Annotated in this window: 20 protein-coding genes; 8 read left to right on the top strand and 12 right to left on the bottom strand. The window is 56.8% G+C overall.

Annotated elements, in window-relative coordinates:
- Position 1: 1 nt before the first annotated feature.
- From sucA to sdhC, 5 genes are all read right to left on the bottom strand, one after another.
- Complete coding sequence (sucA, locus tag ACJ69_RS02145; RefSeq protein WP_029741595.1) at positions 2-2809, bottom strand: 2-oxoglutarate dehydrogenase E1 component; 2808 nt, start codon at positions 2807-2809, stop codon at positions 2-4.
- Positions 2810-3028: 219 nt separating this feature from the next.
- Positions 3029-3745, bottom strand: a complete 717-nt coding sequence (sdhB, locus tag ACJ69_RS02140; protein ID WP_008501090.1) for a succinate dehydrogenase iron-sulfur subunit SdhB — start codon at positions 3743-3745, stop codon at positions 3029-3031.
- Between the two features lie 15 nt (positions 3746-3760).
- Positions 3761-5527, bottom strand: a complete 1767-nt coding sequence (sdhA, locus tag ACJ69_RS02135; RefSeq protein ID WP_014883036.1) for a succinate dehydrogenase flavoprotein subunit — start codon at positions 5525-5527, stop codon at positions 3761-3763.
- Entirely contained in the window at positions 5527-5874 is a 348-nt protein-coding gene (gene sdhD / locus ACJ69_RS02130; RefSeq protein WP_054829869.1) for a succinate dehydrogenase membrane anchor subunit, read from the bottom strand. Before sdhD ends, sdhA begins: the two co-directional genes overlap by 1 nt.
- The gene (sdhC, locus tag ACJ69_RS02125) at positions 5868-6272 is read right to left on the bottom strand and encodes a succinate dehydrogenase cytochrome b556 subunit (RefSeq protein WP_020684965.1); all 405 of its coding nucleotides are present in this window, start codon (positions 6270-6272) and stop codon (positions 5868-5870) included. Before sdhC ends, sdhD begins: the two co-directional genes overlap by 7 nt.
- A gap of 639 nt (positions 6273-6911) precedes the next feature.
- Here sdhC and ACJ69_RS02120 point away from each other — a divergent pair.
- Positions 6912-8195, top strand: a complete 1284-nt coding sequence (locus ACJ69_RS02120; protein ID WP_023334930.1) for a citrate synthase — start codon at positions 6912-6914, stop codon at positions 8193-8195.
- Between the two features lie 99 nt (positions 8196-8294).
- Here ACJ69_RS02120 and nei read toward each other — a convergent pair whose 3' ends face one another.
- From nei to ACJ69_RS02085, 7 genes are all read right to left on the bottom strand, one after another.
- Entirely contained in the window at positions 8295-9086 is a 792-nt protein-coding gene (gene nei / locus ACJ69_RS02115) for an endonuclease VIII (protein WP_054829870.1), read from the bottom strand.
- Between the two features lie 19 nt (positions 9087-9105).
- Positions 9106-9846, bottom strand: a complete 741-nt coding sequence (gene pxpA, locus ACJ69_RS02110) for a 5-oxoprolinase subunit PxpA (RefSeq protein ID WP_059346356.1) — start codon at positions 9844-9846, stop codon at positions 9106-9108.
- Positions 9833-10765, bottom strand: a complete 933-nt coding sequence (gene pxpC, locus ACJ69_RS02105) for a 5-oxoprolinase subunit PxpC (RefSeq protein ID WP_047648380.1) — start codon at positions 10763-10765, stop codon at positions 9833-9835. The genes pxpA and pxpC overlap by 14 nt, the downstream gene beginning before the upstream one ends.
- Entirely contained in the window at positions 10759-11415 is a 657-nt protein-coding gene (gene pxpB / locus ACJ69_RS02100) for a 5-oxoprolinase subunit PxpB (RefSeq protein WP_054829871.1), read from the bottom strand. Before pxpB ends, pxpC begins: the two co-directional genes overlap by 7 nt.
- Positions 11416-11429: 14 nt before the next feature.
- The gene (locus tag ACJ69_RS02095) at positions 11430-12173 is read right to left on the bottom strand and encodes a type 2 GTP cyclohydrolase I (protein WP_023310783.1); all 744 of its coding nucleotides are present in this window, start codon (positions 12171-12173) and stop codon (positions 11430-11432) included.
- Positions 12174-12183: 10 nt separating this feature from the next.
- A complete protein-coding gene (gene phrB / locus ACJ69_RS02090; protein ID WP_059346355.1) occupies positions 12184-13596 on the bottom strand; it encodes a deoxyribodipyrimidine photo-lyase in 1413 nt (470 codons plus the stop codon).
- A gap of 389 nt (positions 13597-13985) precedes the next feature.
- Positions 13986-14192, bottom strand: a complete 207-nt coding sequence (locus tag ACJ69_RS02085) for a YbfA family protein (protein ID WP_023310781.1) — start codon at positions 14190-14192, stop codon at positions 13986-13988.
- A 309-nt stretch (positions 14193-14501) separates the two neighbouring features.
- Between ACJ69_RS02085 and kdpF the strand changes: the two genes are divergently transcribed.
- The 7 genes from kdpF (at position 14502) to speFL (ending at position 22671) form a co-directional block, all read left to right on the top strand.
- A complete protein-coding gene (gene kdpF / locus ACJ69_RS23750) occupies positions 14502-14591 on the top strand; it encodes a K(+)-transporting ATPase subunit F (protein ID WP_014069365.1) in 90 nt (29 codons plus the stop codon).
- Positions 14591-16270: a potassium-transporting ATPase subunit KdpA gene (gene kdpA / locus ACJ69_RS02075; protein WP_059346354.1), complete on the top strand. Its 1680-nt coding sequence runs from the start codon at positions 14591-14593 to the stop codon at positions 16268-16270. The genes kdpF and kdpA overlap by 1 nt, the downstream gene beginning before the upstream one ends.
- 18 nt (positions 16271-16288) lie before the next feature.
- On the top strand, positions 16289-18337 hold the full coding sequence (gene kdpB / locus ACJ69_RS02070; RefSeq protein WP_059346353.1) for a potassium-transporting ATPase subunit KdpB: 2049 nt from the start codon (positions 16289-16291) through the stop codon (positions 18335-18337).
- Positions 18338-18349: 12 nt separating this feature from the next.
- Positions 18350-18925 (top strand): potassium-transporting ATPase subunit KdpC, encoded by a 576-nt coding sequence (gene kdpC, locus ACJ69_RS02065; RefSeq protein ID WP_059346352.1) that lies wholly within the window; start codon positions 18350-18352, stop codon positions 18923-18925.
- Positions 18926-21613, top strand: coding sequence for a two-component system sensor histidine kinase KdpD (gene kdpD, locus ACJ69_RS02060; RefSeq protein WP_059346351.1), 2688 nt, complete (start codon positions 18926-18928; stop codon positions 21611-21613). It begins immediately after the preceding gene.
- Positions 21610-22287, top strand: a complete 678-nt coding sequence (gene kdpE / locus ACJ69_RS02055) for a two-component system response regulator KdpE (RefSeq protein WP_008501074.1) — start codon at positions 21610-21612, stop codon at positions 22285-22287. The genes kdpD and kdpE overlap by 4 nt, the downstream gene beginning before the upstream one ends.
- A 279-nt stretch (positions 22288-22566) precedes the next feature.
- On the top strand, positions 22567-22671 hold the full coding sequence (speFL, locus tag ACJ69_RS25110; RefSeq protein WP_153251215.1) for a leader peptide SpeFL: 105 nt from the start codon (positions 22567-22569) through the stop codon (positions 22669-22671).
- Positions 22672-22817 lie beyond the last annotated feature (146 nt).

Below are 22817 nucleotides of genomic sequence, written 5' to 3'. Positions count from 1 at the left end.
ATTAATCGACGTTCAGCGCGTCATTGACCAGATCTTGTTGCTGCTTCTGGTGAACGGACATATACCCTACCGCCGGAGAGGCGGAGGCCGGGCGACCTGCATAGCGCAGGGCTGACCCAAATGGAATCACTTCACGGAAATGATGCTGGCTGCAGTACCATGCGCCCTGGTTAAGCGGCTCTTCCTGGCACCAGACAAAATCATGTACGTGAGCATATTGTTTCAGCACTTCCTGCATCGCCTGATGCGGGAACGGATAAAGCTGTTCGATACGCACGATGGCGACATCTTTCTGATCGTTCTTGCGGCGCTGTTCCAGCAGGTCGTAATAAACCTTACCAGAACACATCACCACGCGCTTCACGCCCTGCGGATCCAACTCGTCAATTTCACCGATGGCTGGCAGGAAGGTTCCGTTCGCCAGTTCTTCCAGGCTCGACACCGCCAGCGGGTGACGCAGCAGGGATTTCGGCGACATCACCACCAGCGGACGGCGCATACCGCGCAGCGCCTGACGACGCAGCATGTGGTAGACCTGAGCCGGGGTGGACGGTACGCAGACCTGCATGTTCTGCTCGGCGCAAAGCTGCAGATAACGTTCCAGACGCGCGGAGGAGTGCTCCGGACCCTGACCTTCATAACCGTGCGGCAGCAGCATTACCAGGCCACACATACGGCCCCACTTCTGCTCGCCGGAGGAGATGAACTGGTCGATCACCACCTGCGCACCGTTGGCGAAGTCACCGAACTGCGCTTCCCAGATGGTCAGGGTGCGCGGTTCAGCGGTGGCGTAACCGTATTCGAAGGCCAGAACCGCTTCTTCAGACAGCACGGAGTCCCAAACCTTGAACTGGCCCTGACCGTTGTGCACGTGCTGCAGCGGGGTGTAGGTTGAACCGTTGGACTGGTTGTGAACAACCGCGTGACGGTGGAAGAAGGTCCCACGACCCGCATCTTCACCGGACAGACGAACAGGAATACCTTCGTCAACCAGCGTTGCGTAGGCCAGCGTTTCCGCGCCGCCCCAGTCGAACAGCTTCTCGCCTGCCGCCATGGACTGACGGTCAGCGTAGATTTTCTGCACACGAGACTGCATCTCGATAGCGTCCGGTACGGTGCTGATGCGTTTAGCCAGCTCCTGCAGGCGCTTCATCTCAACCTTGTTCGGGTAGCTCTCATCCCACTCGTGGTTGAGGTACGGCGACCAGGTAAAGGAGTGCATGTTCATCGGGCGCAGCTCTTTGACCACGCATTCACCCGCATCCAGCGCGTCGCGGTAGAGGTTGACCATTTCGGTCGCATCTTCCAGCGTCGTCACTTTGTCGCTCTCCAGCTTGTCAGCATAGATTTTGCGCGGGGTCGGGTGTTTTTTGATTTTCTGGTACATCAACGGCTGGGTTGCACTTGGCTCGTCCGCTTCGTTGTGGCCGTGACGGCGGTAGCAGAAGAGGTCAATGAACACATCGCGTTTAAAGGTATTACGGAAATCCAGCGCCAGCCGGGTAACGAAAGCAACGGCTTCCGGGTCATCCGCGTTAACGTGGAAGATCGGCGCCTGCACCATCTTACCGATGTCGGTGCAGTACGGGGTAGAACGCGCGTCAAGCGGGTTAGAGGTGGTAAAGCCCACCTGGTTGTTGATCACGATGCGAACGGTACCGCCCACTTCGTAACCACGCGCTTTCGACATGTTCAGGGTTTCCTGAACCACGCCCTGCCCTGTAACCGCCGCATCACCGTGGATGGTGATTGGCAGAACTTTATTGCTGCTCGGCTCGTCCAGACGATCCAGACGCGCACGCACGGAACCGATAACCACCGGGCTAACGATTTCCAGGTGTGACGGGTTAAACGCCAGCGCCAGGTGAACCAGACCGCCTTCGGTTTCGATATCCGACGAGAAGCCCATGTGGTACTTCACGTCGCCGGTGCCGAGGTGTTCTTTATGTTTGCCCGCGAACTCGTCGAACAGGTCCTGCGGTTTTTTACCCAGCACGTTGACCAGCACGTTCAGACGACCACGGTGCGCCATGCCCAGAACCACTTCACGGGTGCCGCTCTTGCCTGCGTGACGAATCAGCTCTTTCAGCATCGGCACCAGCGCGTCGCCGCCTTCCAGCGAGAAGCGTTTTGCGCCCGGGAATTTCGCGCCCAGATAGCGCTCAAGCCCTTCCGCTGCGGTCAGTTCGTTCAGGAAGCGTTTTTTCTCGTCAGCCGAGAAGGTCGCGTGGCCCGCTACGGATTCGATGCGCTGCTGGATCCAGCGTTTCTCTTCGGTAGAGGTAATGTGCATGTATTCCGCGCCGATGGAGCCGCAGTAGGTTTGCTTGAGCGCGTCAATCAGATCGCCCAGCTTCATCGTGTCTTTGCCGATGGCAAAGGAACCTACGTTAAAGCTTTCCTGGAAATCGGCCTCGGTCAGATCGTGATACGCCGGATCGAGATCGGCCACACGGTCTTGTTTCCACAGTCCCAGCGGATCGAGATTCGCATGCTGGTGACCGCGGAAGCGATAAGCGTTGATAAGCTGCAGGACTTTGACCTGCTTCGCATTGGTGTCAGGGTCGGAAATCGCAGAAGAGTAACGTGAGGCATCCTTCGCCAGACGACGGAAATAATCACGTGTTTTGGAATGGAATTGATCCGGTTTGACCCCTGTGCCAGGCAACTGCTGGAACATGGAACGCCAGTTTGCGTCCACTGAGTCAGGATCGGTTAAGAAGTCTTCATAGAGCTGTTCAATCCAGCTCTGGTTCGCACCAGAAAGGAAAGAAGAGTCCAGCCAGGCTTTCATTGCGCCGTTCTGCATCGTGATCCCTTAAGCATTTTTATGCTTACTTTCGCCGTAGAAACTACCACGCACACCACGTGTACGTGCCGGGGTTCACCTGCGAGCTCTTTGTGGCCCGCGAAGGAACCTTTAGAAACTGTCTAGACTTCAGGGCAGTTTTTAAAGGTTTCTGCACTCTATTCCCTCTCCCTTAGGGAGAGGGTTAGGGTGAGGGGAACACCGCTCCCCTCTCACTACTTACGCACTGCGCTGCAGCAGCATCGACTTAATATGGCCGATGGCGCGCGTCGGGTTCAGCCCCTTCGGACACACACTGACGCAGTTCATGATGCTATGGCAGCGGAATACGCTGAAAGCGTCACTCAGTCCTTCCAGACGGCTGTCGGTTTCGGTGTCGCGGCTATCGATCAGGAAGCGATAGGCAGCCAGCAGACCGGCCGGGCCGATAAACTTGTCCGGGTTCCACCAGAACGACGGGCAGGACGTTGAACAGCATGCGCAGAGAATACACTCGTACAACCCATCGAGTTTTTCACGCTGCTCAGGAGACTGTAAGTGCTCGCGAGCAGGTGGATTTTGCCCATTATTCAATAAGTAAGGCTTAATCTTCTCATATTGTGCATAGAATTGCCCCATGTCTACCACCAAATCACGCACGACCGGCAGGCCTGGCAGAGGACGGATAACAATTTTCTGACCAGGACGCTGCAGCGCTGAAATTGGCGTGATGCAGGCCAGGCCATTTTTGCCGTTCATGTTCACACCGTCAGAGCCACAAACCCCTTCACGACAGGAGCGGCGGAACGACAGCGTAGGATCTTTTTCTTTCAGCTGGATTAAGGCATCCAGCAGCATCATGTCGCGACCTTCTTCCGCTTCCAGGGTGTAGTCCTGCATACGCGGAGCGTCATCAACATCCGGGTTATAACGATAAACTGAGAATTCGAGTTTCATTATCCTGTCTCCGCATTAGTAAGTACGAATCTTCGGCGGGAACGCCGGACGCAGTTTCGGTTCCATATTGACGCTACGACGCGTCATGGATTCCGACTCTGGCAGATACAGGGAATGGCACAGCCAGTTTTCGTCATCACGATCCGGGAAGTCGAAGCGGCTATGCGCGCCACGGCTTTCGGTACGGAAGTTTGCCGACATCGCCGTCGCGAACGCGGTTTCCATCAGGTTATCCAGCTCCAGGCACTCGACGCGCTGGGTGTTGAACTCGCTGGAGGTGTCGTCCAGACGGGCATTTTTCAGACGCTCGCGGATCGCTTTCAGCTGCTCAAGACCTTTGGCCATCGCGTCGCCTTCGCGGAATACCGAGAAGTTGTGCTGCATACATTCCTGCAGCGCTTTACGGATTTCCACCGGATCTTCGCCATTGCGGTTACCGTTCCAGCGGTTGAGGCGCTCAAGAGAGGCATCAATTTCGTCGTCAGTCGCGTCACGCAGCGCGCCCTGCTCGGCAATGGACTCCTGCAGATGCAGACCCACTGCACGACCAAACACCACCAGGTCCAGTAGAGAGTTGCCGCCCAGACGGTTTGCACCGTGTACGGATACGCAGGCAATTTCGCCTACCGCGAACAGGCCAGGAATAACCACGTCTTCGCCCTGCTCGTTCACGGTCAGCGCCTGACCGGTCACTTTGGTTGGAATACCGCCCATCATGTAGTGGCAGGTTGGGATAACCGGAATCGGCTCTTTCACCGGGTCGACGTGTGCGAAGGTGCGGGACAGTTCCAGGATGCCCGGCAGACGGGACTCCAGAACTTCTTTACCCAGGTGGTCGAGCTTCAGCTTGGCGTGTGGCCCCCATGGGCCGTCACAGCCGCGGCCTTCACGGATTTCGATCATGATGGAACGCGCCACCACGTCACGACCCGCCAGGTCTTTCGCATTCGGGGCATAACGCTCCATGAAGCGCTCGCCGTGTTTGTTCAGCAGGTAGCCACCTTCACCTCGGCAGCCTTCTGTTACCAGAACGCCCGCGCCGGCGATACCGGTTGGGTGGAACTGCCACATCTCCATATCCTGCACCGGCACGCCAGCGCGGATAGCCATACCGACACCGTCACCGGTGTTGATGTGGGCGTTGGTGGTGGACTGATAGATACGGCCTGCGCCGCCGGTAGCCAGCACGGTAGCGCGGGCTTTGAAGTAAACCACTTCACCGGTTTCAATGCACAGCGCGGTACAGCCGACGACTGCGCCATCGGCATTTTTCACCAGATCCAGCGCGTACCACTCGGAGAAGATGGTGGTGTGGTTTTTCAGGTTCTGCTGGTACAGGGTGTGCAGCAGCGCGTGACCGGTACGGTCAGCCGCCGCCGCGGTGCGTGCCGCCTGCTCGCCGCCGAAGTTTTTCGACTGGCCGCCAAACGGACGCTGATAGATAGTGCCATTTTCCAGACGGGAGAACGGCAGACCCATGTGGTCCAGCTCCAGAATCGCTTCCGGGCCGGTTTTACACATATATTCGATGGCATCCTGGTCGCCGATGTAGTCGGAACCTTTTACCGTGTCGTACATGTGCCATTCCCAGTTATCTTCATGGGAGTTACCCAGCGCAACGGTGATACCGCCCTGCGCAGACACAGTGTGGGAACGGGTCGGGAAAACTTTAGAGAGCAGCGCACAGGTCTGGCCGCTCTGGGAAATTTGCAGTGCGGCACGCATACCTGCGCCACCGGCACCAATTACAACAGCATCAAATTCTCTGACTGGCAGTTTCATTACACACCCCACACCACAACGAATCCATAAATAACGTAAACCACCAGTGCAACAACAATGGCCAGCTGCAGTGGGAGGCGAATCGCCAGCGGTTTAACGTAATCGGTCAACACCTGCCACATGCCAATCCACGCATGAATAAGGATGGAGAACAGAGCCAGCAGTGTGAACACTTTGGTGAAGGCGGATCCGAAGAACCCACTCCAGATTTCCCACGTCGGCGTGCCGCTGGTCGCGAAGAAACCGATCATATAGATGATGTAAAGAGTGAGAACGATGGCGGTAGCACGGACCAGAATGAAGTCATGTACGCCGTTGCGTCCTAATGCGGAGGCGTTGCTTACCATACGAGAACTCCTGCGAGAAGTGAGAGCACGACTGTAATCACAAATGAAATGTTAGCGGAGCGTTTCCCGGCTTCGAAAGTCTCTTCCAGGTAGCCAAAGTCCATCAGCATATGGCGAACACCCACAACGACGTGGTACGCCAGCGCGGTCAGAATGCCCCACATGATGAATTTCACGAAGAAGCTGTTCATGATGGCAGAGGCCTGGAGGAATCCTTCAGGGGAAGAGAGGCTGGTGCCCAGTAACCACAGTAAAATACCGACCGCCACAAACGTAATCACACCAGAAACACGGTGCAGAATGGACGCTATTGCTGTTACAGGGAACCGGATCGTTTTGAGATCCAGATTGACAGGTCTTTGTTTTTTCACATTTCTTATCATGAATAACGCCCACATGCTGTTCTTATTGTTTCCTTCCTCCGGACTGCGATGCGGGTCAAGCAGCGTTCCTTTTCTATAACTGCGCGTCATGCAAAACACTGCTTCCAGATGCTTAAACGACACGTTACAACGCTGGGTGGCTCGGGATTGCAGGGTGTTCCGGAGACCTGGCGGCAGTATAGGCCGTTCACAAAATCATTACAATTAACCTACATACAGTTTGTCGGGTTTTCTCTGGAACAGTGATCAGGGTCACGATAACAACATCTTTTTAATTTTTAATCATCTGATTTGACAAATGTTAAACAATATTGTTACAAACGTCATCAGAAAAGGCATATAATGCGCAAAAGTTATGAGGTCTCTCTTTCACCTGACAAATAGTTATGTAACAGTGTGATGGTATTGACCGAAGTTATCAGGACAGTTATTAGTGATATACAGGTTTGAATAATTCGGACTGCAAAAACGCTGATTTGCTGTTGTTTCACTGATATTTCATTCGTTTACCTGCAAGGCGCCATAGCTCTGTACCCTGGTTTGTCCTCGTGAGCTGAGCGGTAAGCCAAATAACAATCTGGTAACGGTGATTAACAGCTGAAAGCAAATCCGGTAAAGCGCAGTCTTAAGCATAAGGCGCTAAGGAGACCGTAAATGGCTGATACAAAGGCAACGCTCACCCTAAATGGTGACACTGCTATTGAACTGGATGTGCTAAAAGGCACGCTCGGTCAGGATGTTATTGATATCCGTACGCTGGGTTCTAAAGGTGTATTCACCTTTGACCCTGGATTTACCTCTACCGCATCTTGCGAATCCAAAATCACCTACATTGACGGTGACGAAGGTATCCTGCTCCATCGCGGCTTCCCCATCGATCAGTTAGCCACCGAATCCAACTATCTGGAAGTGTGCTACATCCTGCTGAACGGCGAAAAACCGACGCAGGCACAGTACGATGAATTCAAAACCACCGTGACCCGTCACACCATGATCCATGAGCAGATTACCCGTCTGTTCCATGCGTTCCGCCGTGACTCTCACCCAATGGCGGTGATGTGCGGGATTACCGGTGCGCTGGCGGCGTTCTACCACGACTCCCTTGACGTGAATAATCCGCGTCACCGTGATATCGCGGCGTTCCGCCTGCTGTCCAAAATGCCTACCATGGCGGCGATGTGCTACAAATACTCTATCGGCCAGCCGTTTGTGTATCCGCGCAACGACCTCTCCTACGCGGGTAACTTCCTGCGCATGATGTTCTCCACGCCGTGCGAAGAGTACGAAGTGAACCCGGTGCTGGAACGCGCAATGGACCGTATTCTGATCCTGCACGCTGACCACGAACAGAACGCCTCTACCTCTACCGTCCGTACCGCGGGCTCTTCAGGCGCGAACCCGTTCGCCTGTATCGCTGCGGGCATCGCCTCCCTGTGGGGACCGGCGCACGGCGGCGCGAACGAAGCGGCACTGAAGATGCTGGAAGAGATCAGCACCGTTGAGCACATTCCTGAGTTCGTGCGTCGCGCGAAAGACAAGAATGACTCCTTCCGCCTGATGGGCTTCGGTCACCGTGTTTACAAAAACTACGACCCGCGCGCTACCGTCATGCGTGAGACCTGCCACGAAGTGCTGAAAGAGCTGGGTACCAAAGATGATCTGCTGGAAGTGGCGATGGAGCTGGAACACATCGCGCTGAACGACCCGTACTTCATCGAGAAGAAACTCTACCCGAACGTCGATTTCTACTCTGGCATTATTCTGAAAGCGATGGGCATTCCGTCTTCCATGTTCACCGTGATCTTCGCTATGGCCCGTACCGTAGGCTGGATTGCGCACTGGAACGAAATGCACAGCGAAGGCATGAAAATCGCCCGTCCTCGTCAGCTGTATACCGGCTACGAGCAGCGTGATTTTAAGTCTGATATTAAGCGCTAACAGGAGTTGGGTGCGGCCTGATGCCCTCACCCCGGCCCTCTCCCACAGAGAGAGGGGGAAAACCTTAAAAACGGTAACCCATGGGTTACCGTTTTACTTTTATTGCTGGCAGTGTGGACACCAGTAAAAAGGTCTGGAAGAGAGCATAATCCTGTCGATAATCCCGCCGCACCGCTCGCACTTTTTCCCCGCCCGATGAAACACCTTAAAGCGGAACAGCGCCCCGTGATGCGTGTTCTCATCCACCACGCCGCGCGTGTTGTACGACAGTCGCGGAATATCCAGCAGCGCGTGGGATAGCGCCTCCAGATGTTCATCATTCAGCTGAGACGCTTTATGCTGCGCCGCCAGCCCGACTTCCCAGAGGATTTCTACCCGCAGGTAGTTACCCAGCCCGGCCAGAAAGGCCTGGTCGAGGAACAGACCGGAAAACTGTCGGTTACGAAATTTTGGGGATAGCAACCGGGCCTTAACGTCGCTCGCCGTCAGGCGCATGTCCAGCACGTCCGGCCCGACCCGCTGTAGAAACGGGTGCGTCAGCAGCTGCTCCGGCGTTAACATTTCGATATCCGACGCGCTGTAGAGCAGGATCGCCTTATCCGCCGTTTGCAGCCTGACGCGCAGCACGCGGGTGGTTTGCGGCTGCTCGTCCGCCTCCACCACCCGCCAGACGCCGTAAAGCTGGTTATGGCTATATAACGTCAGGTTATGGGAAAAGTGCGTGAGCAAGGCCTTGCCGCGCGTTTCTATATGGGTCACCGTCTGGCTCACCAGCTGTGATTCAAACGGTTTTAGCTGAGGAAAAGCAAACCAGACATCCGTCAGGGGTTTGCCCTTTATCGCCGCCTCCAGGCTATCCGCCGCGCGGCGGATCTCCGGACCTTCAGGCATTTTTGTGTCCTTATCGTCATTATTCGGCGCTGACGAGGATACCCTCTTCAGAAAACGCTGCCCGCAAGCGGCGCGCGAACTGGAGCGCATGCTCGCCGTCGCCGTGTAAACACACCGTATCGGCCTGCACGTTCGCCAATGTTCCGTCCACGGCGGTCACCCGCCCGGTGCGCACCATCTCCAGCGTCTGCGCCAGCGCTTTAGCTTCATCGGTAATCAGCGCCCCGGCCTGCGTACGTGGAACCAAGCTGCCGTCCGGCAGGTATCCCCGATCGGCAAACACTTCCTGACGGGTGGTCAGGCCCAGCCGTTCTCCGGCACGAATAAGCTCGCTGCCAGCAAGGCCTACCAGAATCAGCTGCGGATTACAGTCCCGCACCGCGCGGGCAATGGCGTCCGCCAGATCCGTATCTTTCGCCGCCTGGTTGTAGAGCATGCCGTGCGGCTTCACGTGGCGCATCACGCCGTTCTGGGCGCGCACCATCGCCTCCAGCGCGCCGATCTGGTAGAGCACCTGCGCGTAGACCGTCTCAGGCGGCAGATCCATCGCCGTGCGGCCAAAGTTTTCCCGGTCGGGGAAGCTCGGATGAGCGCCTATCGCGACTCCGTTTTTAATGGCATTACGTACGCTCTCCAGCATGGTTTGCGCATCGCCCGCGTGAAAGCCGCAGGCGATGTTGACCGAGGTGACCAGGGTCATCAGTTCCGCATCAGCGCGGCTGCCCTCCCCCAGATCGGCGTTCAAATCAATCTTTACCATCAAGCCTCCACGCCAGCTGCTCCAGATAACGCTGCTGATCCTGCCGCGCCTTAAGCGCCTCCTCCAGCGAACACTGCACGAAGTGAATCGGCTGGCCGAGGGGAATTTGCGCCAGATGGTAGCGATCCGCTTCAATGATGCAGGCAATGCGCGGATAGCCGCCGGTAGTTTGCGCATCGTTCATTAATACGATGGGCTGACCGTTTCCCGGCACCTGAATAACCCCCGGCAATAAACCGTGGGAGAGCAGTTCCCGGTCCGTCGTGCGGGTCAGCGGCTGCCCCTGAAGGCGGTAGCCCATGCGGTTACTCTGCGGGCTGATCTTCCACGGCGCACGCCAGAAGGACTCTTTAGACGCCTCGTCAAACTCATGATATTCCGGCCCCGGTAAGGCGCGGATCTGGTTTCCCCACAGCAGCTGTTTTACGCCCTGCGTGGTCGAGAAATGGCGCGCGGAGGGTTTGATTGCCAGCCGATCGCCGTCGCGCAACAAACGTCCTTCGTGACCGCCGATCCCGGCCTTCTGATCGGTACTGGATGAGCCCAGCACCTCCGGCACGTCAATGCCGCCCGCCACCGCGAGATAGCTACGCACGCCGTGCAGCGGACGTTTGAGCGTCAGGCGCTGCCCGGCTTTCGCCCGCAGCCGCCAGCCGGTCCACACCGCTTTGCCATCCAGCGTCGCCTCACACCCTGCGCCGGTTAAGGCAAACCAGGTTTCCTGACCAAACTCAATCACACACTGACCCAGCGTAATTTCTAGCGCCGCCGTGCTGCCTGGGTTGCCCACAAGCAGGTTGGCAATCTCCAGCGAAGGACGGTCAAGCGCACCGCAGTAGCTCACGCCCGACTGGCGCAGACCAAAGCGGCCGGCATCCTGTACGGAGGTGTAAAGCCCGGCGCGAATAAGCGTTAACATACCCCCTCCTTCTGCGGGATAAAGCGAAGGGTATCCCCGGGACGCAGGAGTATTGGCGTCTCCAGCCCGGGTTCAAATAACGGTATAGCGGTATGCCCAATAAGCTGCCAGCCGCCAGGCGATGTCAGCGGATAAACGCCGGTCTGCTCGCCGCCGATAGCCACCGTACCCGCCGGCACGCTCACGCGCGGCTCGGCACGGCGTGGCGTATGCAGCCGGGGAGATAGTCCGCCCAGATACGGGAATCCGGGCTGAAACCCCAGGAACCAGACCACGTAGTCAATCGAGCTGTGCAGCTCAACAACCTGCTTTTCTGTTAATCCGCAGTGATCTGCCACCACGCCAAGATCCGGCCCACCCGTACCGCCATAAACAACCGGGATCTGAATGGCGCGCGACTCCGGTTCCAGCGCCTCGCTCTCTTCCCACCAGCGCTGCAAACGTTCAATGGCATCCAGCGCAAGGGTATGCGGGCTACGCAGCACGACGGTTATGTTATTCATACCCGGAATGGTCTCAACCACTTCAGGCATGTCGGCCAGACGCTGGGTCAGCCGCCAGATACGCTTTTGCGTGGCAAGCGTCACCGGTGGTTCAAGCTCCAGAACCACTGCGGTTTCACCCAGAAGATAACAACGCGCTCGCTGCACTTAACTACCTCTCGTCAGGCTGGGTTAGGAATATCAATAAAGGTCACATCCAGATCGGTATTTTCCGTCAGCCACTCGCTGAGGGCGCGAATGCCGCCGCGCTCGGTGGCGTGATGGCCAGCCGCGTAAAAATGCAGCCCCTGTTCACGCGCCGAATGAATGGTTTGCTCGGAAACCTCGCCGGTGATAAAAGCATCGACGCCGAAACGCGCGGCGCTGTCGATAAAGCCCTGACCGCCACCGGTACACCATGCGACACGCTTCACCGTATCCGGACCGGTATCACCGCTCCACAGCGGACGACGGCCCAGGCGCGCTTCAATCCACGATGCCAGCTCCAGTCCTGGTACCGGCATCGCCAGCTCGCCCCACGGCACCAGAGGCTCAATTTCGCCCATCACGGTAATGCCCAGTAGCTGCGCCAGCTGGACGTTGTTGCCGAGCTCCGGGTGCGCATCCAGCGGCAGATGGTAGCCGTACAGGTTGATGTCATTTGCCAGCAGCGTTTTCAGGCGATTGCGCTTCATCCCGCGAATAATCGGCGATTCGTTTTTCCAGAAGTAACCGTGATGGACAATCACCGCGTCGGCATTCTGACGAACAGCCTCGTCCAGCAGCGCCTGGCTTGCCGTCACGCCGGTGATAATTTTTTGCACCGTCTCACGACCTTCGACCTGGAGCCCGTTAGGGCCGTAATCGCTGAAGGAGGTACTGTTCAGTTTTTCGTTAATCAGGCTTTCCAGTTCGCTGTTTTTCATCATCACTCTCTTATGCTTTGCGGGCAGCTTCGTACGCCGCCAGCGTGGCGACGCGCGCCTGTTTATGGTCGACAATCGGACGAGGGTAATCCAGCTTTACACGCTGTTTATCCGCCCATGCCCACGGTTCGTGGATCGCTTTAGCAGGTATAGCGTTAAGTTCAGGAACCCAGCGGCGGATAAACTCGCCGTCCGCATCAAATTTTTGTCCCTGCGTGGTCGGATTGAAAATCCGGAAATAAGGCGCGGCATCGGTGCCGGTAGAGGCCGCCCACTGCCAGCCGCCGTTATTCGCCGCGAGATCGCCATCGATCAGCTGAGAGATAAAATAGCGCTCTCCGATACGCCAGTCGATAAGCAGATCCTTCACTAGAAAGCTGGCGGTAATCATCCGCAGGCGGTTGTGCATCCACCCCGTCTCATTAAGCTGCCGCATGGCGGCATCGACTATCGGATAGCCCGTCTGCCCGCTTTGCCAGGCTTTCAGCTGCTTATCATTCGATTGCCACTTTACATTATCGGTCCAGCCAATGAAGGGCCGATGCTTACACAAACCAGGATGAAAGGTCATCAGATGGCGGTAGAACTCGCGCCAGATAAGTTCATTCAGCCAGACGGACCCTGCGCCGCCCTCCAGCGCCTGCGGCTGCTCCGCCAGCAGACGATGTAAACACTGGCGCGGTGATATCGCGCCCAGCGCCAGACAGGCCGACAGGCGGCTGGTGCCCTCGATGGCGGGAAAATCCCGACGCGCGTCGTAACTGGCTGCGTCCTGCTTGCAGAACTGGCGCAGTTGGGCGATAGCCGCTTTCTCGTCGGCGGGGAACAGCGTTTCATCAAACGGCTGCTGAGGGTAATCAAACGTCAGCTCAGGCAGCTCTTTTATGGTTTCGCCTCGCACGGCAGGCGCGGCAACGCACTCCGGCAGCGCCTCTTTCAGACGTTTGATAAAGGCATTTTTGAACGGCGTAAAAACTTTATACATTTCGTGGTTGCCGGTCATCACGCTGCCCGGTGCCAGCATCACGCTGTCATCAAACCCTTCGCAGACCACCCCTTCCAGCATCTTCTCCAGCTGACGGTCGCGCTGCTGCTCGTTGAATTCGTACTGATAGTTGTAAAAAAGATGCGTGACCTTGTGCTGCTTACAGATCTCCTGCACCGTCTGCAGCTGTGCGGCAAAATCACCCACCTCTTTATAGAGAAGCGGTATGCCTTTTCCGGCGAGCGAGTGCTGCAGGTCGGTCAGATACGCACGCAGCAAGGCCGCCTGGCGGGGAGCCATATCGTGCTGCCGCCACTGCTCGGGCGTGGCCATAAACAGAGCCAGTACGTTAGCGTCTTTGTCGCGACAGGCCGCCGCGAGTGCGATGTTGTCATGTACGCGCAGGTCCGCGCGAAACCAAACCAGATGGGTGGGCATAAAACTCCAGGCTATTGTCCATTATGTCCATAAGGGCATGCCGTAAAAGGAAAAAGCATGCATTGAACTACTTTGCCATGAAGTGTAGACGGGATGAAATAAAAAAGGCCGCCAGGGCGGCCTTACAGAGTGCTAACAAAGTGCTTGATGTGCGTTTCGCCCGGCGGCGCTACGCTTGCACGGGCCTACAATGAAACATGCAAAACTTGATATCTTTGCACTGTGTAGGCCGGGTAAGCGCAGCGTCACCCGGCAAGAAAGAGGGCTAAATATATGCCTGTAACCTCTGACGAAGGCCTGAAGCCACCCAACGGAGCGCGAATACCGAGGGAAAAAAAAACCGCCAACGTAATGTGGCGGTTTTTTTATTGCTATGTGTAGTCTTCGTATCAGTAGAAATCGCAGGTCGCTTTCTCGGCCTGATCCATCCACACCGGCTTCTCGCTGGTTTTCGCCCAGACGCGGTGCAGATAGCTGTAAAAACGTGCACGATCTTTCCAGAACAGCATCACCGGCAGAGCCAGCACGCCAGCCACTACGGCGAAAGCGCGGCGCAAGAACACGATATGAGCCGGATACTCTTTATAAAGATCCATATTTTTCTCCCCTATAGTTGGCCGGAAACGTCATCCGGAAAATTCAAAATCTGTGACCTGGCTAAAATAATATCGCTTTGTTTGTAATTTTACTACTCATCCGACCACTTATTTTTGCCCATTTCGTGAATATTTACATTCACTCCGTAATTAAGTTACAAAAAAGTTAACGATTTACTTATCAATAGTTAAATTGTGGGCTTTGCCATTTTTATACTTTTTTTACACCCGCCCTCCCCATTTTTGCGAAATCTTTGCGCCGGAAATCCTACCGTTAGTACAACAACGAAAGTCACCCGGAGGTGGATTGTGAGTGCAGGTCTTATTGCCGGCATCGTGCTGGTGTTCCTGTTATTGGGTTATCTGGTCTATGCCCTGATAAATGCGGAGGCCTTCTGATGGCTGCTCAGGCGTTTCTGCTTATTGCCAGCTTCTTAGTGGTACTGTTCATTCTGGCAAGGCCACTGGGATCGGGACTGGCACGATTAATCAACAACGTCCCCCTGCCCGGCACGGGAAGCGTTGAAAAAGGGATCTGGCGCGTACTGGGAATAGACGATCGGGAGATGAGCTGGCGTCAGTATCTGATCGCCATTTTGCTGCTGAATATCGTTGGGCTCATTGCGCTTTTTGCGATGCTGATGTTGCAGGGCATCCTGCCGCTGAATCCGCAACAGTTACCGGGCCTGTCCTGGCATCTTGCGCTGAACACGGCGGTGAGCTTTGTCACTAACACCAACTGGCAGTCCTACGCCGGTGAAACCACGCTGAGCTATTTCAGCCAGATGGTCGGGTTAACCGTGCAAAACTTCCTCTCGGCCGCCAGCGGTATCGCGGTGATCTTCGCGCTGACGCGTGCGTTTGCGCGTCAGAAAATCAATACCCTGGGTAACGCGTGGGTGGATCTGACGCGCATTACGCTGTGGATCCTGCTGCCGATTGCGCTGCTGATCGCGCTGTTCTTTATTCAGCAGGGCACCCTGCAAAACCTGATGCCTTACGCGCCTTATACCTCGCTGGAAGGCACAAAACAGCTCCTGCCGATGGGGCCAGTGGCGTCACAGGAAGCCATCAAAATGCTCGGGACGAACGGGGGTGGCTTCTTCAACGCCAACTCGTCGCATCCGTTTGAAAACCCTACCGCATTGACCAATTTTGTGCAGATGCTGGCGATTTTCCTGATCCCCGCCGCGCTCTGCTTTGCCTTTGGTGACGTGGTCAACGATCGCCGTCAGGGCCGCACCCTGCTCTGGACGATGTCGCTTATCTTTGTGGTCTGCGTGGCGCTGGTGATGTGGGCTGAATGGAACGGCAACAGCCATTTCATGCAGCTGGGGGCCAACAGCAATATTAACATGGAAGGTAAAGAGAGCCGCTTTGGCATTCTCGCCAGCAGCCTGTATGCGGTGGTCACCACGGCGGCCTCGTGCGGGGCGGTCAACGCCATGCACGATTCCTTTACGGCGCTGGGTGGCATGATCCCGATGTGGCTGATGCAGATTGGCGAAGTCGTCTTTGGCGGCGTGGGCTCGGGTCTTTACGGCATGCTGCTGTTCGTGCTGCTGGCGGTGTTTATTGCCGGTTTGATGATTGGCCGCACCCCGGAATACCTTGGTAAAAAAATCGACGTTCGCGAGATGAAATTAACCGCGCTGGCAATTCTGGTCACCCCTGCGCTTGTGCTGCTCGGCACTGCGCTGGCGCTGATGACCGAGGCCGGACGCAGCGGCATCTTTAACCCCGGCATTCACGGTTTTAGCGAAGTGCTGTATGCCGTCTCTTCTGCCGCCAACAACAACGGCAGCGCCTTTGCGGGCCTAAGCGCCAACTCACCGTTCTGGAACTGCCTGCTGGCGTTCTGCATGTTTGTGGGTCGCTTTGGGATCATTGTGCCGGTGTTAGCGATTGCCGGATCGCTGGTGAATAAAAAAATCCAACCGACCACCACCGGGACATTACCGACCCACGGCGCGCTGTTTATCGGCCTGCTGACGGGCACCGTGTTACTGGTCGGCGCCCTGACCTTTATCCCCGCCCTCGCGTTAGGCCCGGTCGCGGAATACCTCTCTTTACGCTGATTTTGCGGAGAAATTGTCATGAGTCGTAAACAACTGGCCCTGTTCGAACCGTCATTAGTTCGCCAGGCGCTCATGGATGCGGTGAAAAAGCTGAGCCCGCGCGTGCAGTGGCACAACCCGGTGATGTTTATCGTCTGGGCGGGAAGCGTGCTGACCACCGCCCTGGCAATTGCCATGGGAACGGGCCACATGCCGGGGAATGCGATGTTTACCGGCGCCATCAGCCTGTGGCTGTGGTTTACCGTGCTGTTCGCCAACTTTGCGGAAGCGCTGGCGGAAGGCCGGAGTAAAGCCCAGGCCAACAGCCTGAAAGGGGTGAAAAAAACCGCCTTCGCGCGCAAGCTACGTGAGCCGAAATACGGCGCGCAGATGGACCACGTTCCGGCGGATGAACTGCGTAAAGGCGATGTGGTGCTGGTAGAGGCCGGGGACATTATCCCTTGCGACGGTGAAGTTATCGAAGGGGGCGCCTCGGTGGATGAAAGCGCCATTACCGGAGAATCCGCACCGGTTATCCGTGAATCCGGCGGCGATTTCGCCTCCGTGACGGGCGGGACGCGCATTCTCTCCGACTGGCTGGTGATCCAGTGTAGCGTTAACCCGGGGGAAACCTTCCTCGACCGGATGATCGCCATGGTGGAAGGCGCCCAGCGTCGTAAAACGCCGAACGAGATTGCCCTGACCATCCTGCTGGTGGCTCTGACCATCGTCTTCCTGCTGGCAACCGCGACGCTGTGGCCGTTCTCCGCCTATGGCGGCACCGCGGTCACCATCACGGTGCTGGTGGCGCTGCTGGTCTGCCTGATCCCAACCACCATTGGTGGCCTGCTGTCAGCCATCGGCGTGGCCGGCATGAGCCGTATGCTCGGTGCCAACGTCATCGCCACCAGCGGGCGCGCGGTGGAAGCCGCCGGTGACGTGGATGTCTTACTGCTGGATAAAACCGGGACTATTACCCTCGGTAACCGCCAGGCGTCAGATTTTCTACCCGCCCCGGGCGTGGATGAAAAAGCGCTTGCAGATGCCGCACAGCTCTCTTCGCTTGCCGATGAAACCCCGGAAGGACGCAGTATCGTGATCCTCGCCAAGCAGCGCTTTAACCTGCGCCAGCGCGACGTTCAGAGCCTGCACGCCACTTTCGTGCCCTTCACGGCGCAAACCCGCATGAGCGGCATTAACATTCAGGATCGCATGATCCGTAAAGGCTCTGTTGACGCCATCCGTCGCCACATTGAGGCCAACAACGGCCACTTCCCACCGGAAGTGGACAGCCTGGTCGAAAGCGTGGCCCGTCAGGGGGCGACGCCGCTGGTGGTGGCCGAAGGCGCACACGTGCTGGGGGTGATTGCCCTGAAGGATATCGTCAAAGGCGGCATCAAGGAGCGCTTTGCCCAGCTGCGGAAAATGGGGATCAAAACGGTGATGATCACCGGGGATAACCGTCTTACCGCCGCGGCGATTGCCGCCGAAGCGGGCGTGGATGATTTTCTTTCTGAAGCCACACCGGAAGCGAAACTGGCGCTGATTCGTCAGTATCAGGCGGAAGGCCGCCTGGTGGCGATGACGGGTGACGGTACCAACGATGCCCCTGCCCTGGCGCAGGCCGACGTGGCGGTGGCAATGAACTCCGGTACCCAGGCGGCAAAAGAGGCGGGCAACATGGTCGACCTCGACTCTAACCCGACCAAGCTGATTGAAGTGGTGCACATTGGTAAGCAGATGCTGATGACGCGCGGGTCGCTGACCACGTTCAGTATCGCCAACGACGTGGCGAAATATTTTGCCATCATTCCGGCGGCGTTTGCTGCGACCTACCCGCAATTAAACGCGTTGAACGTGATGCACCTGCACTCTCCGGCATCGGCCATTCTGAGCGCAGTAATCTTTAACGCCCTGATTATTGTCTTCTTGATCCCGCTGGCGCTGAAAGGCGTGAGCTATAAGCCGCTCACGGCCGCCGCCATGCTGCGCCGCAACCTGTGGATTTACGGCCTGGGCGGGCTGGTGGTGCCCTTCATCGGTATCAAGGTTATCGACCTGCTGTTGACGCTGTTCGGCCTGGTTTAAAAGGTGATTCAAATGACGATGTTACGCCCCGCTATACTTCTGTTTATTCTGCTGTCTCTTATTACCGGCGGGCTGTACCCGCTGGTGACCACCGCGCTGGGCCAGTGGTGGTTTAAGGATCGGGCCAACGGCTCGCTGATTATGCAAAACGGTGAAAACCGCGGTTCACGCCTGATTGGTCAGAACTTTACGGATGCCCGTTACTTCCAGGGACGCCCTTCCGCCACTGCCGAAAGCCCGTATAATCCGATGGCATCCGGCGGCAGTAACCTGGCGGGCAGCAACCCCGAGCTGGACAAAGCCGTTGCTGAGCGCGTGGCAGCCCTGCGCGCCGCTAATCCGCAGGCCAGCCGTGAGGTGCCCGTAGAGCTGGTGACCGCCTCGGCCAGCGGGCTGGACTACAGCCTGACGCCGGCAGCAGCGGCATGGCAAATCCCGCGCGTCGCCGCGGCCCGTCAGCTGACCATCGAACAGGTTAGCCAGCTGGTTGCAGAGCACACGCAAAAGCCGCTGGTCAGCTTTATCGGCATGCCCGTGGTGAATATTGTTGAGCTGAATCTGGCGCTGGACGCGCTAAGGAAAAACTAAATGACCGACGAGCCCATGCGCCCGGATCCGGACAGGCTGCTTGAACAGACGGCCGAAGCCCATCGCGGCAAACTGAAAATTTTCTTTGGCGCCTGCGCAGGCGTCGGGAAAACCTTCGCCATGCTGACGGAAGCCCAGCGGCTTCGGGCGCAGGGGCTTGATATTTTGATTGGCGTGGTAGAAACCCACGGACGCAAAGAGACCGCATCGCTGCTGAAGGGGCTGGCCACCCAGCCGCCCCGCCGCATCAGCCACCGCGGTCGGTTAGTCACCGAATTCGATCTCGATGCCGCCCTCGCCCGCCGTCCCGCCCTTATCCTGATGGACGAACTGGCGCACAGCAATGCGCCAGGCTCACGCCATCCAAAACGCTGGCAGGATGTAGAAGAACTACTCGAAGCCGGCATCGATGTTTTCACGACGGTTAACGTTCAGCATCTTGAAAGCCTGAACGACGTGGTGAGCGGCGTCACCGGCATTCAGGTGCGCGAGACGGTGCCCGATCCGTTCTTTGATTCCGCCGATGAAGTGGTGCTGGTTGACCTGCCCCCCGATGATTTGCGCCAGCGCCTGCATGAAGGCAAAGTCTATATTGCCGGACAGGCCGAGCGCGCCATCGAACATTTCTTCCGTAAAGGTAACCTGATTGCCCTGCGCGAGCTGGCCCTGCGTCGTACTGCCGATCGCGTCGACGATCAGATGCGCGCCTGGCGTGACCTGCAGGGCCAGGAGCGTGTCTGGCATACGCGAGATGCCATCCTGCTGTGCGTAGGCCACGGCAGCGGCAATGAAAAGCTTGTCCGCACCGCCGCGCGCCTGGCGGCTAAATTTGGCAGCGTCTGGCATGCGGTGTATGTCGAAACGCCGCAGCTGCACGCTCTGCCCGAAAACCAGCGTCGCGCGATATTGAGTTCGCTTCGCCTGGCGCAGGAGCTGGGTGCCGAAACCGCCACCCTTTCCGACCCACAGGAAGATAAAGCCATTTTGCGTTACGCCCGTGAGCACAATCTGGGGAAAATCGTGATTGGCCGTCGCCAGCATCGCCGCTGGTTTAGCCGCGAATCGTTTGCCGACAAGCTGGCCCACCGCGCACCGGATCTGGATCTGGTGATCGTGGCGCTGGATGATAAGCCCACGCCGTTACCCAGCCGCGCGCCGGACAGCCGTGCCTTCAGCGATAAATGGCGCATTCAGCTGCGCGGCTGTCTTGTCGCCGTCGTGCTCTGCGCCCTGATTACCGTGATTGCCAGCCAGTGGCTGATCGCGTTTGATGCCGCCAACCTGGTGATGATCTACCTGCTTGGCGTAGTGGTGGTGGCGCTCTTTTACGGTCGCTGGCCGTCGGTACTGGCGACGGTCATCAACGTCATCAGCTTCGATCTGTTCTTTATTGCCCCCCGCGGGACGCTCGCCGTGTCGGATGTGCAGTACATCCTCACCTTTGCGGTGATGCTCACCGTCGGGCTGGTAATCGGGAATCTGACGGCGGGCGTGCGCTATCAGGCGCGTATTGCCCGCTATCGCGAGCAGCGCACGCGCCATCTCTATGAGATGTCGAAATCGCTGGCGGTGGGACGCACGCCGCTGGATATTGTGCAGACCAGCGAGCAGTTTATTCGCTCGACCTTTCATGCCAGCAACCTGATTTTGCTCCCGGACGAACACGGCAAGCTGCGACCGCTGACGTCGGCCTCAGGCATGACGCCCTGGGACGAAGCCATCGCGCGCTGGAGCTTTGATAAAGGACTACCTGCGGGTGCAGGGACCGACACCCTGCCCGGCGTGCCCTATCAAATTCTGCCGCTGCGCAGCGCCGATAAAAATCAGGGTCTGGTGATTGTTGAGCCCTCAAACCTGCGCCAGCTGATGATCCCCGAACAGCAGCGGCTGCTGGAGACCTTTACGCTGCTGGTTGCCAGCGCGCTGGAGCGGCTGGCCCTCACCGCCAGCGAAGAGCAGGCCCGGCTGGCGAGCGAGCGGGAAAGCATTCGTAACTCGCTGCTGGCGGCGCTCTCTCACGATCTGCGAACCCCGCTCACCGTCCTGTTTGGTCAGTCAGAAATTCTGACGCTGGACCTGGCGGCGGAAGGCTCTAAACACGCTCTACAGGCCAGCGAGATCCGCCAGCATGTGCTGAATACCACGCGCCTGGTGAATAACCTGCTCGATATGGCGCGTATCCAGTCAGGCGGTTTTAACCTCAAAAAAGAGTGGCTCACGCTTGAAGAGGTGGTGGGCAGCGCCCTGAAAATGCTCGAACCCGGCCTGGGCGGGCGACATATCGCGCTGAACATGCCCGAGCCCCTGACCTTAATTCACGTTGATGGCCCGCTGTTTGAACGGGTGCTGATCAACCTGCTGGAAAATGCCGGCAAATATGCGGGCGCCAGCGCGCAAATTGGCGTGGATGCGACGGTGGACGATGGCACGCTTCACCTTGACGTCTGGGATACAGGACCCGGCATTCCAAGCGGGCAGGAGTTGGCTATTTTCGAAAAATTCGCGCGCGGCAATAAGGAGTCGGCCATTCCGGGCGTCGGGCTGGGGCTGGCCATTTGCCAGGCGATCATTGACGTCCACGGTGGGTCTATTTCCGCAGAGAATCGTCCCGAAGGCGGCGCGCGGTTTTGTGTTACACTTCCTCTGGAAACCCCGCCAGAACTTAATGAATTACCAGAGGATTTGTGATCAACGTTCTGATTGTTGAAGATGAGATCGCCATTAGCCGTTTTCTGCGCGCTGCGCTGGAAGGGGACGGTCTGCGCGTTCATGATGCGGGTACGCTTCAGCGGGGTTTAATTGAAGCCGCCACCCGCAAGCCGGACCTGGTGATCCTCGATCTTGGCCTGCCGGACGGCGACGGTATCGATTTTATCCGGGAAGTTCGTCAGTGGAGCCAGATGCCGATCCTCGTGCTCTCCGCGCGTACTGAAGAGACGGATAAAATCGCGGCGCTGGATGCCGGTGCGGATGACTATCTGATTAAACCTTTTGGTATCGGCGAGCTACAGGCTCGCCTTCGCGTGGCGCTGCGCCGCCACAGCGCAACCACGCCCGCTGACCCAACCTACACGTTTGGAGATATCCGGGTTGACCTGGCCGCGCGACGCATTGTGCGCGGTGAAGAAGAAATCCATCTGACGCCAATAGAATTTCGCCTGCTCGCCGTGCTGCTCAACAACCACGGCAAGGTACTCACCCAACGCCAGCTGTTAAGTCAGGTGTGGGGACCCAACGCTGTAGAACATAGTCATTATTTACGCATATATATGGGACATCTTCGTCAGAAACTCGAAGTTGACCCCGCTCGCCCTCGCCATTTATTAACTGAAACCGGTATCGGTTATCGGTTTATGCTTTGAATAACTATTCATTTTATTTTTAAATAAAATCTAAATACCTCAGACAATATTTCATAAATAACCCATACATTATTTTTACGGGCTATTTTTGCTCATTTAAAACATTGATAACACAATCTGTTAACGCAACACCAACAAATCAGAATTTTGATCTGCGGTATTCATCCAAAACGAATATTTATTTCTGATTTGATCGGTTAACGGTGATCTATCTCACGGTTAATCGCCTTTTCCTGGATAAAATGACCATGCTTTCAATTACTGAAAGGAAAATGAAACATGGAAAACAACAATCGCTTAATGCCCCATATAAGGCGGACAACACATATCATGATGTTTGCCCACCGACACTGCTTTGACTTTCATCTCTTTAATGCCCGGTAGTCCTTCGACTTCTGGCGCACCCGCTTACAGGTTATCCTGAAACACCTTATTTTACAGGCTACTGCCTGTGAACTCGTGCGCTCATTCATTTTAATTCAGACTCATCCGCACCGGGCGGACTGAATTTCAATCATCAAAAAAGCAAT

This window comes from Enterobacter asburiae, assembly GCF_001521715.1.
GTDB lineage: Bacteria > Pseudomonadota > Gammaproteobacteria > Enterobacterales > Enterobacteriaceae > Enterobacter > Enterobacter asburiae.
The sequence above is the reverse complement of the archived record's forward strand: the minus strand, read 5'-3'. Positions and strand labels throughout refer to the sequence as shown.